Here is a 12336-nt window from a genome sequence, read left to right on the forward strand (position 1 = left end):
AACGGGGTCAGTTGGTGAAGGTGAAGTACTTCCAGGCGCCGTGCGTCGTGGAGTTGACAGTGTCGCCGGAGGAGCTGTTGATGTACGACGAGCGCATTCGGGCGCGGATGCCGGACTCGCCCGGTGCCTCAAGGCTCACGGCCGACTTGCCGTTGGTGGCCAGGGCGAAGTACTCGGAGCCCGAGTCGTACCAGGAGCCCTGGTAGTACACCTGGAGCTGGAAGCGCTGCTTACGGCCGGAGTAGTAGTTCATGGTCGTGGTGAACAGCGGGTCGGTGTTCTTGCGGAAGTAGTAGTACGTCGTGGAGCCGATCTTGCCCGTCTTGTAGTGCCTGGAAACGGTCGTGGAGACCTTCGCCCGGGCGTAGGCGGTCGACTTCACGGTCTTGCCGGCGGAGCGGGCGTCGCCGCTGAACACGGCGGTGACCGTGGTGTCCCGGGTCATGTCGACGGTCGCCGACAGGTTGCCCTTGGAGTTGACCTTGGCCGTCTTCAGCAGCTTCTTCGGCTTGTCGGAGCCGAAGGGGTCCGCGTAGACCGAGACGGTGCGGTTCTTGTACGTTGTACCGAGGTGCGCGGTGAAGACGACGTCCTTGCCGTACGAGTACAGCTTGCCGTTGTTGTTCAGGGTCAGCGCGGTCGCCTTGCGCGGGACCTTCACCGCGTCGGAGCCGGAGGCGGGGGCGTGCGTGGCGTCGCCCGCGTACGAGACCTTGTAGGTGACCTTGCCGCCGGCGGGCGGGGTGTCCGTGAAGGAGAAGCCGCCGTCCGCCCTGGTCCTGACGAGCGCCAGTGCCTTGCCCTTCGGCGACTCGACGTCCGTGCGCGTCACCGTCAGGCCGGTGCCTGCGGCGAGCGGCACCTTCGAGGTCAGCTTGCCGGTGACGGTGAGCTTCTTGGCGCGTTCCGACCTGGCGGGAGCCGACACCTTGAGGGTGGGCAGTTCCTTCGTCGGGTCGGTCAGGGCGCGCAGCGTGTAGGCCCCGTAGGTGTTCACGGAGACGGCGAAGACCCGGCTCGCGTCGGGCGCCCAGGCGAGCGCTCCGTCCACGAGGGTGTCGGCGCCGCTGCTGTTGCCGGTGTTCGGGAAGTCGTACTCCCGCGTCGGCACCGGGTCACCCGGCCGGTGGATGTGGACGTCGGGCTCGTACCAGGAGGAGCTGCCGCCCGCGACACTGCCGTCGGGCGCGACGCGCACAGCGTTCGGGTACGGGTCGATGGGGTATCCCGCCGACTCGGCGAGGTCGGTGGTCGAGTAGGCGCCGAGGCCGTAGCCGCGGTCCGGGGAGCCCCACGAGGTGAGCACCCGGCTGCCGTCGGGCGTCAGGTCCAACTGCCTCACGGCGGTGTCCATGTCGCCCTTGACCCGCAGTGTCGCTCCGTCGGCCGACACGTCGTACACGGCGAGCTCGCCGCCGTTGCCCGCCGCCAGAACGCCCGGGACGGCCGGATCGGAAGCCAGGAACATCCCGAAGGCGCCGAAGAAGTCGACGTCGCCCCGCTGAGCGAGGTGGACGACGGGTTCGGGGCCGGAGATGTCGAGCGAACCGAAGTCGGTGCCGTGGGCGAACCAGACGCGGCCGTCCACCACCTCCAGGTCGCCGGGAGCCGCGCCGACCGGGTAACTCGCGGTCTGGGTGTACGTTCCCGTCTCCACCGAGACGATCCGGTTGGCGTTCTTCACAGCCGCGTACACCTGCCCGGAGTCGGCGGACAGCGCGAGGCCGGTCACGCCGTAGAGCCCGGTCAGCGTCGCCTTCACGGTGCCCGTGTAGTCGGTGACGACGATCTTGCCGCCGGTCGGATCGGAGACGTAGACCCGCCGGTGGGTGCCGTCCACGACGATGTCGCCGACCGACTTCACCGCGAGGATTTTCGCGGAGTCGGCCGCCGCCGGACCCGCCGCGCCCGTTACCAGGGCCGCGGAACTGAAGACGGCCGCGATTGCCGTCGCGGTCGAGATCATTCGTCTGCGCACAGTGATGTGAACCCCCCTGGAAGAAGCCCGGTGCTCACCGGGCGAAAAGGAACAGGCCGCGCGTCCCCCCTCACACCGACAACGGGTGCGTGGACGCTGCCGAAATGCAGCGTATGGCATGCAAGTGACAATCCAGAACGCGGTGGCGTACCGGCCCGCCGGCCACCCGCGACCGTGGCCGGCGCCGCCCGCCACGGCCCACTCCCCGCAGGGCGCACGCCTGCGCACGGGCACGAAAGCGGTGTGTGCCTGGCTGTCCGGGCACGGCCTCCACCGACTCGCCTGCTCGGTCTGTCCACCACCGGCCGACGGGACCTGCTCACCCGCCTGCGCCCGGTTACGCAGGACCGAGCGCGTGCTCAGGACGAGGTCCCGGGATGAGCGTCGGCTCCAACTCGTCGGCGAGGACCTCGTAGGCCAAGCCCGGTACGTCCGGCCGCCCTCTCCGCGACACTCCCCTCCCACCGGCCTTCGGTCGGCGCCCTCCCCGCTGGCCAACCTCCGGCCGCCGCCGCGCAGGGACCCTCCGGACCATGAATGTTGTTCGCATGGGGCTGTGCTTGGCGGTGGAGCCGTACCGGTCGAGGACCGCCGTATCGCACGCGATCCTTGTCGCGAGAGCAGGACGGTCCGTCCACCGGGGCGCGTCCAAGGCTGGCCCCCGGAGAGGGCCCTCCTGGTGCGCGCGGCGCTTCCGGCGGCGGAGTCCGCCACGCACAACCGCTCACCAGCACGTGGGCAATCGCGGCGAACGACGTCTCATCTCTCATCAGGTGTGTCCTGGCGAGATGTGTCTCGCGTAACCCGCACCGCCCACTCCGGCCCCCGTCAGGCCCGGCGCTCTCGCGCGGGGGAACCGTGCTGGGAGCGTCACGTCGGCGTCACCGGCGATCCGGGGAGACCTGTCGTCGGGAGAGAGTCAGTCTGCGTCGCTCTCGGTCGATTTCGGTGACGACCACCGTTACCTCGTCGCCGACCCGGACGACCTCCTCCGGAGCCTCCACGGGTGTCCATGCGAGTTCTCGCAGATGGACCAGTCCCTCGATCCCGTCGGCAACCTGAACAAAGACGCCGAACGGGACCAGCTTGGTCACCTGTCCGTCCAGCGTCCGGCCCACCGTGATGCCGTCGGCGAACGCCTGGAAGGGGTCCGGCTGCGTCGCTCGCAAGGACAGCCTGGCCTCTCCGTTCCATGTGTCGAACTGGAGGAACTCACAGGAGACGCGCTGCCCGACCTGAACGACGTCCGAAACCGCTTCGAAGCGCCGCCAGGACAGTTCGGGGACCGTGATGAACCCGACACCGGGAAAGACCGGATGGCCGGGGCCGTCGTCCAGCGCCACGAACACCCCGAACCGCTCGATCGCCGCGACCGTGCCGGAAAGGATCTCACCGCGGTGAAGTGATGCGAGGAACGCCCAGAGTTCCGGATTCTCGGTGGCGGCCATCGACAGCCAGGCACGGCCCTCATCAAGATCGATGGCGGTCACCTCTGCGGTAATCCGCCGGCCGACCTCCACAGGCGCAGCCGAAAACTGAACCCAGGGCAAATCCAACCGTCCGACCGCACCCAAGCGGGCGCGCGGAGAACCCGTCCAAGGTCACCATCACCAGGGATCGCGTGACCTCGGTTACGGTCCCACTGCGGACGTCACCGACGCGGATCGCTGCCAGAAACTCCCGGGAAGCCTGGCCGTCCGACGTACCGCCCATGCCGTCCAGCCTCTCATGAGAAGCCGCACACCGACCCGGAAGTGGGATCACACCGCGTCAAGAACGAACGGGACGTCCAGATCCCCAGGGCAAGGGCTTCGAGACGTTCGCGGGCTGCGAAAATCAGGGGAAGGACTTCTCACACACCGACATCCCGAACAAGGGATACGTGGCCCACTGATGCGATTCACCCGGGACGACGTGGTCCTCCCCGTCCAGCTCAACCTGGAGCAGGCGAGCACCGCCGACGCGGCGCTGCACACATGGCTGCCCCTGGTCGCCGAACTCAACCCGCTCGCCATGGAGTTCGAGGCGGCGCACCCGGACGGCCTGCGCCGAGGCTTCCTGGCCGACCTGCTCGTCGTCTCCCCGCTCGTGGACGCACCGGAAACGGCCCGAACCCCGGCGGACCGACTGCGGGCTTCGATCGGACCGCTCGCCGAGCGGCTCGGTCTGGACCCTGCCGCGTTCAAGATCGACGAAGACGGCGCCAAGAGCCTGATGAGCGCGCGACGCGGACCAGAGGACAGGGGCGGCACACCGTACGGGGCCCACCTCCTCCTCGCCCGGATCGGCGCGGACCCCCTCAACCCGGAGGGAGAAGAGGCGGACTACGGGGAGCATCTCTGAGCGCGTGACCGACTCGGCAGCTCGAATCGGTACCTTGACGGCCTGACCCTCATCGTTTCCTGCCGGATCGATCCGGAACGTTGCCCCGGGGATTGAACAGGTGGCGAACCAGGTTCAACGGGAGCCGCTCGCGAGGCTCAAGGCGGTGGCAGCCGGTGGCATTTCCTGGGCCAGAGTCCGGAGGACGGCGAGGTGGGTTTTGGTGACCTCGATGCCGTAGCGGCTCAGGTGGTTCTTCAGGTGCTTGGCATGGATGTGCTGGCCGGGGCGGTTGCCCGGGAAGAGCCAGGGGCTGCTGCGGTTGGCCTCGACGTTGCGGGGGCCCCGGTTGAGGGCGTGGTCGCGCAGGACTGGGGCGAAAGGATCGGGCACCAGGCGCGGTTCGTGCGGTCGGTCGATGCTGATACGGACTTCGTGGTTGTTCAGGGCCAAGTCGTCAATGGTGAGCGCGGTGATGTGAGCCAGGGGCTGAGCGAACAGGATCAGGATGATGAAGGCCGCGCGGTCGCGGAGAATGTAGTCGGTCGCGGGATCGAGCAGGTCGCGCAGGAGTCGCAGGCGTTGCTCGTGGTTGAACGTACCGCGTGCGGGTTTCCGTCGGCGGGTGACCTGAAGGTTGTACGGCACGCTGAGGTGGTGGGGGAACGCTCCGTCCCCGGCGCCCCATGTGATGAAGGCCCGGGTGCCCTGGCGGCTCGTACTGCCCGTGGCGATCCAGGTGTCGATGTGGGCCTGGGCGCACGTGGCCGGGGTGGCGTCGTGGTCGCGTAGCCAGGCCAGGAAGGCCTTCGCGGAGTTGATCTCGTGCTGCGGACGGTCGACCAGACCTGGTGTGAGGGGCTCCCGAGTGGCGCGTTCCCGCAGGCGCAGGCTGTGTCCGGTGGCGAATCGGCTGATGAGTTGCCGGTCTTCCGCCGGCTCGATGGAGGCGAGGGTTCGGGAGAGCCAGGCTTCGAACTGGACCAGGTAGCGGTCGCGCTGCTCAAGGATCTTGTGCTGGACGAGCAGGTCGCGCAGGTGTGCCGCGGACTGCGGGGAGGGATGGTCGTTGAGGGATTCATGGCTGAGTGGCAACCGGCCGGTTGCCAGATCGGCCAGCAGGGGCGCGATGTGCCGGTTGCCGACGAGCCAGACCAGCCCGGCGTCCGGACGGGGCTGGGTGCGGATGGCCTCGTGCAGGGGCAGCAGGGCAGGGGAGACCTGGCCCGTACCGTCGTCGAGGACCTCTGTGATCCGTTCGGTGAGATGGCAACGCGGGCATATGACGCCGTCGTGGCGGTGTGCCCACCAGCGGTGCTGTTGCCCCTGGTGCCGGCAGCGGGGACAGGTGAGTTCGGGCATGGCTCAATCAGTACGTCGGAGTCGCTGGAGGATGAGGTGATGCGCCACGGTTGAACTTCGGCACAACGCTCTCGGGTCGAGCGGCGGGCGGCGGGCAGATGGTCGTCATGCGTCGGCAGGCAGAAAGTGTAGGCGTAGTCCGCGCTCACCACTTTCCACGAACCACGCGGCAGGGTCCAGCAGGGCAGCGATACGCGTGCCCATCGAATTGCCCGGCGACGCTGTCACCACCATCTCGCGGCGAAATGGCAGTTAATCGTTCTTCGTCTGTTCAACTCGGTTTCCGTCTGAATGCTCCGCTGCCCACCTAGCGTCCGTGAGGGCCGTGAAGGAAGGGACTCATGGAGACACTCAACGCGATCCGGGCTCGTGGGATCACCAAGACATTTGACGATGTCGTCGCACTTGACGGCGTCGACCTTGATGTGACGTCAGGTCAGATTCACGGCCTGGTGGGCCCGAACGGTGCCGGGAAGACAACGTTGCTCGGCCTTCTGCTGGGCCTGGCCGTCGCCGACGCGGGCCGACTGGAGATCCTGGGCACGCCCGTCGGGCGGGCGCTCGCCGCTCCTGACGGTGTCGCCGGTTTCGTGGACGGCCCAGGTCTGTACCCGTCGCTCACCGCCAGGCAGAACCTGGCAGCGCTGGCCGCACTTCGCGGTCACGAGGCACGCGCGGCAGGGGTCGACGACGCCCTCGATCAGGTCGGGCTCACCGCTGTCGCCGACGACAAGACCCGCGGTTTCTCGCTCGGCATGCGTCAGCGGCTCGGTCTCGCGGCCGCCCTGCTCACCAGGCCCCGGCTGCTCGTGCTCGACGAGCCGTCCAACGGCCTGGACCCCGCCGGCAAGAGACACGTACACCGTGTGCTCACCCGGCTCGCGGCGGAGGGAGTGAGCGTCGTGCTCTCCAGCCACCGCATGGACGACCTCGAGGAACTGTGCTCGGAGGTCACCATCCTCGCCACCGGGCAGGTCGTCTTCTCCGGCCCGCTGAGCAAGCTGGCGGCCGAGAACCGTGAACTCGACTATCGGCTGATCACCTCCGATGCCCAGGCCGCCCGCCGCGTCGCTGTCGAGACCGCTGGAATCCTGGTCGTCGACGAGGCTCAGTCGCGGTACGACGCCGAAGCGCTCGTCGTACGGGCGCTGGTGCCGGCCGTGGACGAACTGGTGGTGCGACTCGTCAAGGCGGGCGTCGCGTTGCGCGAGCTCGCACCCGTCGTATCGCCGCTGGAGGCCGCGTTCCTCGCCCTCACCGAGCAGCAGGAGGACTCCCGATGACTGCGACCGCGCCTGCGGCCCCTGCGGGCCTGGTGGATCACCCGAATGGCGGCGCCCGTCGCATCCCGGTGTTTCGCGCCTACCGCTTCGAACTGGTCAAGCTGGTCTCGCAATGGCGGATCCGCCTGCTGGTTCTCGCCTGCTGGATCGCACCGGCGCTGTTCGTCGTCGCGGTGAGCCAGCAGACCTCGTTGCCCGTCGACACTCTCTTCGGCCGCTGGATGCAGGCCACGGGCTGGGCGGGCCCGCTGGTGACGCTCGGTTTCGCGGGCACCTGGGCCCTTCCGCTGCTGACGTCGGTGGTCGCGGGCGACGTCTTCGCCGCCGAGGACCGCCTCGGCACCTGGCGCCACCTGCTCGTAACCGTGCGGTCGCCTCAGCGGATTTTCGCAGCGAAGGTACTGGCCAGCCTGACCGTCATCCTGCTGCTGGTCGTCGGCCTGGTTGCTTCCAGCACTGTCGGCGGGCTCGCGGCGGTGGGCAACCATCCGCTGGTCGGCCTGGACGATCACCTCATGACGCCCGGCAGCGCCGCGGGCACCGTGCTGCTCGCCTGGGCCTGTGTGCTCGCCCCGACGCTGGCCCTCGCCGGGATCGGGCTTCTCGGGTCCGTCACGTTGGGCCGCTCCCCGATGGGACTGCTGCTGCCCGCGCTCGTCGCGCTCGCGATGCAACTGGCCCAGATGCTGCCGCTGCCGGCGGTCGTGCGCCTGGCCCTGCCCGGCTACGCCTTCATCGCGTGGAACGGTCTGTTCACCAGCCCGGCACAGCTCGGCCCGCTCCTGATCGGCATCGTGGTGAGCCTGGTGTGGGCCGTGATCGCCACGGCGCTGGCCTATCTGCTCTTCCTGCGGCGCGACTTCACCAATCTGACCGATGACGGCTTGACGCGCCGCGCGCTCACCGCCGGAGTCCTGCCGCTGGCCGGGCTGCTCGCCGTGACGATCGCGGTCCTTCCCGCGGTGACGACCGCGACCTACTCGGGCTCGGGCATCCAGCAGGCCAAGGTGGAGCACTCGCTGGCCACGGCGTTCGCGCATCTCTACCGGATGCAGGCCGATGAGCTCCATCGTCCCGCCGTCACCGAGGCGCAGCTGAAGTCCAGCGCCGCGTGCACCAAGGGCAACATCGACCACGACGCCGAGGGCGCGGGCAACGACTGGCGCTGCGTCGTGTCGTGGCACCTGCCCGGCAGTGAGGCCACCGGGCAGGCCGTCTATCAACTCGACCTCACCGCGGACGGGCGGTTCGTCGCCGACGGTGACGGACCGAAGGAAGTCAATGGCTACTTCCTGGTGCGGACCCCTTACGGGGACACACCGAACCCGCTGTGGCAGTTCGACAGCAACGTCGAACTGCTTTCCACCTCGAAGGGATAATTTGATGCAGGTAGCACGCCGCCGCGTCCAGACGGAGAAGGACGACTCCGTCTATCTCGGCAACAGACGTATCGGGCGCCGGGTCCCGCTCATGACCGCTGGGGTCACCGCTCTGGCCGTCGCGGCCGCCGGCACCGCTTTCGCCGCGACCGACTCCTTCGGGACCGTGCGGGTCGGCCAGACCACCACCAACGGACTGCTGATCTCCAGCGACCAGTACCTCGCCCCCTACGGCAAGCGCCTGGTCATCAACGACGGCAAGATCATGTCGTCCACCATCAGCCCCGACGGCAAGCACATGGCCGCCACCGTCACCGACGGCGGGATGGTGCTGAACATCATCGACCTGAAGAACTACAAGCTTCAGCAGGTCATCGGCAGCGGCGCCGGGGCCGACCTGAAGATCAGCGGTAGTGATGTGGGCCAGGAAGGCCCGACCTACTCGCCCGACGGCAAGCAGCTGTGGCTGGGCCGGGCCGACGGCTACACCAAGTTCACGGTGAACCCGGACGGCAGTCTGTCCAACCCGACCACCGTCTCCATCCCGGCACAGGGCTCCAAGCGCTCCTTGGCGTCTGCGGCGGTGTTCTCCGCCGACGGCTCCACGGTCTACTCCGCGGTCAACGGACAGAACCGGGTGGTCGCCATCAACGCGGCGACCGGCGCCATCGAACAGAGCTGGAACACGGGCAACGCCCCACGCGGCATGGTCCAGGTCGGCAACAAGCTCTACATCAGCAACGAGGGCGGGCGTCCGGCGGCTCCCGGTGAGGACACGATCAACTCCTACGGCACGCAGGTGCCGGCCAGCCCGGTGACGGGTGCCACCACCACCGGCACGGTCAGCGTCATCGACCTGGCCAACCCGTCCGCCGCGGCCAAGAGCATCACTGTGGGTCTGCACCCGACCGCGGTGTACGCCAAGAAGAAGACGGTGTTCGTCACCAACACCGCCGACAACACCGTCTCGGTCATCGACACCGCGAAGGACAAGGTCGTCCAGACCATCTCCACCCAGCCGTGGCCCGAGGCCTCGGTCGGGTACGAGCCCAACGCGGTGACGCTCACCAGCGACAATCACCTGCTGGTGACGCTCGGCCGTGCCAACGCGGTCGCCGTCTACAAGTACAAGGGCGCGCAGGAGCCGGTCAGTTACGTGGGCCTGCTGCCGACCGACTACTTCCCCGCGGAGATCGCGACCGTCGGCAAGGACATCGTTGTCTCCAACACGCGCGGTATCGACGCCCGCCGTCCCACCACCGCCGCCGGACGTGGCACCCACGACACCACCTCCAGCCTGACGCGCTTCACGCTCCCGGACGACAAGACCATCAAGTCCCAGACGAAGAAGGTCTTCAAGCAGAACGGCTGGACCAACAAGTCCGTCCAGCTCGCCAACGGCAGGAGCAAGGCCAAGCCGGTACCGGTGCCGGTGAAGATCGGTGATCCTTCGACGATCAAGCACGTGTTCCTGATCGTCAAGGAGAACCGGACCTACGACCAGGTCTTCGGCGACATCCCCCAGGGCGACGGCGACGCGTCGCTGGCCCAGTTCGGCGAGAACGTCACGCCGAACCAGCACGCGCTGGCGAAGCAGTTCGGCCTGTACGACAACACCTACGACGTCGGCACGAACTCCGCCGAGGGCCACAACTGGCTGATGCAGGCCGACAACCCCGAGTACACCGAGTCCTCGGCCGGTGAGTACCTGCGCAGCTACGACACCGAGGACGACGCGCTCGGCCACCAGAAGTCCGGCTTCATCTGGACCGGCGCGCAGGCCGCCGGCAAGTCGGTGCGCAACTTCGGCGAGTTCCACCAGTTCCTGTCCAAGCCGGCCGACGCGAGCTGGCAGAACCTGTACTGCGACGCCAAGGACATGAAAGCGTCCGGCAAGCAGTCCGCCTACAAGCTCACCTCGTCCTCGCCGATACCGTCGCTCAACGACGTGTCGGTGCCCGCCTTCCCGAAGTACGACACCAGCGTCCCGGACGTCTACCGGTCCGAGATCTGGAAGCAGGACTTCAAGAAGAACGGGCCGGCGAACCTGAACATGTTCTGGCTCTCCAGCGACCACACCGGCGGCCCGGTCAGCCCGGCCGCCCAGGTCGCGGACAACGACCTCGCGGTCGGCCGGATCGTAGACGAGATCTCGCACAGCAAGTACTGGAAGGACTCGGCGATCTTCGTCACCGAGGACGACTCCCAGGCCGGCCTCGACCATGTCGACGGACACCGCGCGCCGGTCCAGATCATCAGCCCCTACGCCCAGCACGGCGTTGTCGACAGCCACTACTACTCCCAGATCACCATGATCCGGACCATCGAGCAGATCCTCGGGGTCCGCCCGATGAACCAGAAGGACAGCGCGGCCACCCCGATGGCCTCGGCGTTCACCAAGAAGCCCGACTTCACCCCGTTCACCGCGCTGCCCAACCGCATCCCGCTGACCGACGGCGTGAAGACCACGCCTTCGTGCGGCGTGGACACCCCGGCCCCGCAGGACCCCCAGGCCGCGGCCGTACCGGCGGCGAAGGTCCCGGCGAGCATGACGGCGCTCGCGAAGGAGTGGAACGACTGGAAGTCGCACCAGCGGCTGACCGGGCCCAATGCCGTGCCCGACTACGCGCCTCCCGCGCAGATGGACCGCCTCACCTGGTACGAGACGCACAACTGGTCCAAGCCCTACCCGGGCGACAGCAAGATCCACGCGCCCAAGGACGTTCCCGGCGCCTATATCCCCTCGTCAGACACCGACTGACACCGACTGACATCAGCTGACATCGGCTGAACTTCAGCCAGTTGTAAGGGCCCCTGGACGGCGTCACCGCCGCCCAGGGGCCCTTCCCCTTCCAAAGTCACGGACCAGAAGCCACATTCGTACCGATTGCCGGGCTTGGCTCTCGAACGGGGTTCTGGATCGGCAACGGGGCCCGAACCCGCCCGATGCACGGACCAGCTGGCGAAAGCGGAGTCCGGTCGGCGCAAGCCGCCACGTATCGACATGCTCGCCGAACGGGCCCGTGTGCTCCGCGTGCCGCTCGGGGAGCTGGTCGGCCAACCCGTGCTCATGGAGGACGAGAGGCAGCAGGACGATGTCCCGGCCGTGCGGGACGCGTTGATGAGTCCGCGTCGTCTTTCCCGGCTGCTGTTCGGACCGGAGGCCGAGGCACAGCTCCCGAGTCCCGGCCCGACCGCTGAGCTCGTAGAGCAGACCTGGGACAACTACCAGTGCGGCCGGCTCGGCCAGGTGATCGCCGGGCTCCCCGGCCTCCTCCAGACCGCCCGGGAGCTTGAGGACTGCGCCGCCTGCGCCGCCGCGGAACGCCGGGACTGCTGGGCCGTTTCCGCCCGGGTGCACCACCTCGCCGCCACCACGCTCGCCAAGATCGGGGAGTCCGACATCTCGTGGCTCGCCGCCGAACGAGCCATGCGGGCCGCCGACGAATCCGGCGATCCGCTGGTCCTGGCGTCCGCCGCACGGTCCGGCACACATGCCTTGCTGGCCAACGGCCGGTACGACGACGCCATGGAACTGGGCAACACACCGCATCGGCGTGGTTGTCGGCCCGGGTCGATGAGACCGATCCGGCCGCCCTGAGCCTGCTGGGCATGATCTACCTACGGGCTGCCATCAGATCGATGTGGACCACATGCCCCCGAAGCGCGGTGTCTCCCACCGCATCGACTACGCCCGTGCCCTCTCACTGGCAGGCCAGGGCGACAGTGCGTTCGCAGAGTTGCGTACAGCCGAACACGCGTCGCCTCAGCTCGTGCGGAACAATCCCCGTGTACGGGACGCGCTGCGCGACCTGATCAAGCAGTTCCCGGTCACCGGCAGTGCTCGTTCGTCGGAATTGTTCATGATGGCTCAACGATGCAGGGCGGTGGAGTGAGCACCAAGAAGCGCGGAGTCCTCGGGGTCGTGGGCACGAGTGCCGGCGGAGTCGAAGCGTTGCGCACCGGGCTGGTGGAACCGGCTATGGCACTCGGGTGGCAGGTCGCCGTGACG

Annotated in this window: 9 protein-coding genes; 6 read left to right on the forward strand and 3 right to left on the reverse strand. The window is 68.1% G+C overall.

The window, feature by feature from the left end:
• Nucleotides 1-7: 7 nt before the first annotated feature.
• Both ACFV6H_RS19715 and ACFV6H_RS19720 read right to left on the reverse strand, forming a co-directional pair.
• The gene (locus ACFV6H_RS19715; RefSeq protein WP_385543601.1) at nucleotides 8-1966 is read right to left on the reverse strand and encodes a YncE family protein; all 1959 of its coding nucleotides are present in this window, start codon (nucleotides 1964-1966) and stop codon (nucleotides 8-10) included.
• A gap of 893 nt (nucleotides 1967-2859) precedes the next feature.
• Nucleotides 2860-3552, reverse strand: coding sequence for a S1 RNA-binding domain-containing protein (locus tag ACFV6H_RS19720; protein ID WP_385543604.1), 693 nt, complete (start codon nucleotides 3550-3552; stop codon nucleotides 2860-2862).
• Nucleotides 3553-3871: 319 nt separating this feature from the next.
• Here ACFV6H_RS19720 and ACFV6H_RS19725 point away from each other — a divergent pair, with 319 nt between their 5' ends.
• Nucleotides 3872-4321, forward strand: a complete 450-nt coding sequence (locus ACFV6H_RS19725) for a hypothetical protein (RefSeq protein ID WP_385543607.1) — start codon at nucleotides 3872-3874, stop codon at nucleotides 4319-4321.
• Between the two features lie 114 nt (nucleotides 4322-4435).
• Here the strand turns inward: ACFV6H_RS19725 and ACFV6H_RS19730 are convergent, their stop codons facing one another.
• Nucleotides 4436-5662 carry a hypothetical protein gene (locus ACFV6H_RS19730; RefSeq protein WP_385543610.1) on the reverse strand — a complete coding sequence of 409 codons (1227 nt, stop codon included), beginning with the start codon at nucleotides 5660-5662 and terminating at the stop codon, nucleotides 4436-4438.
• A 341-nt stretch (nucleotides 5663-6003) separates the two neighbouring features.
• Between ACFV6H_RS19730 and ACFV6H_RS19735 the strand changes: the two genes are divergently transcribed.
• The 5 genes from ACFV6H_RS19735 to ACFV6H_RS19755 all read left to right on the forward strand — a co-directional run bounded on the left by ACFV6H_RS19735 (nucleotide 6004) and on the right by ACFV6H_RS19755 (nucleotide 12220).
• Nucleotides 6004-6945, forward strand: coding sequence for an ABC transporter ATP-binding protein (locus ACFV6H_RS19735; protein WP_385543613.1), 942 nt, complete (start codon nucleotides 6004-6006; stop codon nucleotides 6943-6945).
• Entirely contained in the window at nucleotides 6942-8324 is a 1383-nt protein-coding gene (locus ACFV6H_RS19740; protein WP_385543616.1) for an ABC transporter permease, read from the forward strand. Before ACFV6H_RS19735 ends, ACFV6H_RS19740 begins: the two co-directional genes overlap by 4 nt.
• A 4-nt stretch (nucleotides 8325-8328) precedes the next feature.
• Nucleotides 8329-11085, forward strand: a complete 2757-nt coding sequence (locus tag ACFV6H_RS19745; RefSeq protein ID WP_385543619.1) for an alkaline phosphatase family protein — start codon at nucleotides 8329-8331, stop codon at nucleotides 11083-11085.
• Nucleotides 11086-11328: 243 nt separating this feature from the next.
• A complete protein-coding gene (locus ACFV6H_RS19750; RefSeq protein WP_385543622.1) occupies nucleotides 11329-11925 on the forward strand; it encodes a hypothetical protein in 597 nt (198 codons plus the stop codon).
• A gap of 52 nt (nucleotides 11926-11977) precedes the next feature.
• Nucleotides 11978-12220, forward strand: coding sequence for a hypothetical protein (locus tag ACFV6H_RS19755; protein ID WP_385543625.1), 243 nt, complete (start codon nucleotides 11978-11980; stop codon nucleotides 12218-12220).
• The last annotated feature ends 116 nt before the right edge of the window (nucleotides 12221-12336 follow it).

Origin of the sequence: Streptomyces sp. NPDC059743 (assembly GCF_042732975.1) — a bacterium.
Lineage (GTDB): Bacteria > Actinomycetota > Actinomycetes > Streptomycetales > Streptomycetaceae > Streptomyces.

Bases quoted from the DNA above. Each gene is read 5' to 3' on its own strand.
- ACFV6H_RS19715 (WP_385543601.1), bottom strand. From the start codon at position 1,966: ATGATCTCGACCGCGACGGCAATCGCGGCCGTCTTCAGTTCCGCGGCC.
- ACFV6H_RS19725 (WP_385543607.1), top strand. From the start codon at position 3,872: ATGCGATTCACCCGGGACGACGTGGTCCTCCCCGTCCAGCTCAACCTG.
- ACFV6H_RS19730 (WP_385543610.1), bottom strand. From the start codon at position 5,662: ATGCCCGAACTCACCTGTCCCCGCTGCCGGCACCAGGGGCAACAGCAC.
- ACFV6H_RS19735 (WP_385543613.1), top strand. From the start codon at position 6,004: ATGGAGACACTCAACGCGATCCGGGCTCGTGGGATCACCAAGACATTT.
- ACFV6H_RS19740 (WP_385543616.1), top strand. From the start codon at position 6,942: ATGACTGCGACCGCGCCTGCGGCCCCTGCGGGCCTGGTGGATCACCCG.
- ACFV6H_RS19745 (WP_385543619.1), top strand. From the start codon at position 8,329: ATGCAGGTAGCACGCCGCCGCGTCCAGACGGAGAAGGACGACTCCGTC.
- ACFV6H_RS19750 (WP_385543622.1), top strand. From the start codon at position 11,329: ATGCTCGCCGAACGGGCCCGTGTGCTCCGCGTGCCGCTCGGGGAGCTG.
- ACFV6H_RS19755 (WP_385543625.1), top strand. From the start codon at position 11,978: ATGCCCCCGAAGCGCGGTGTCTCCCACCGCATCGACTACGCCCGTGCC.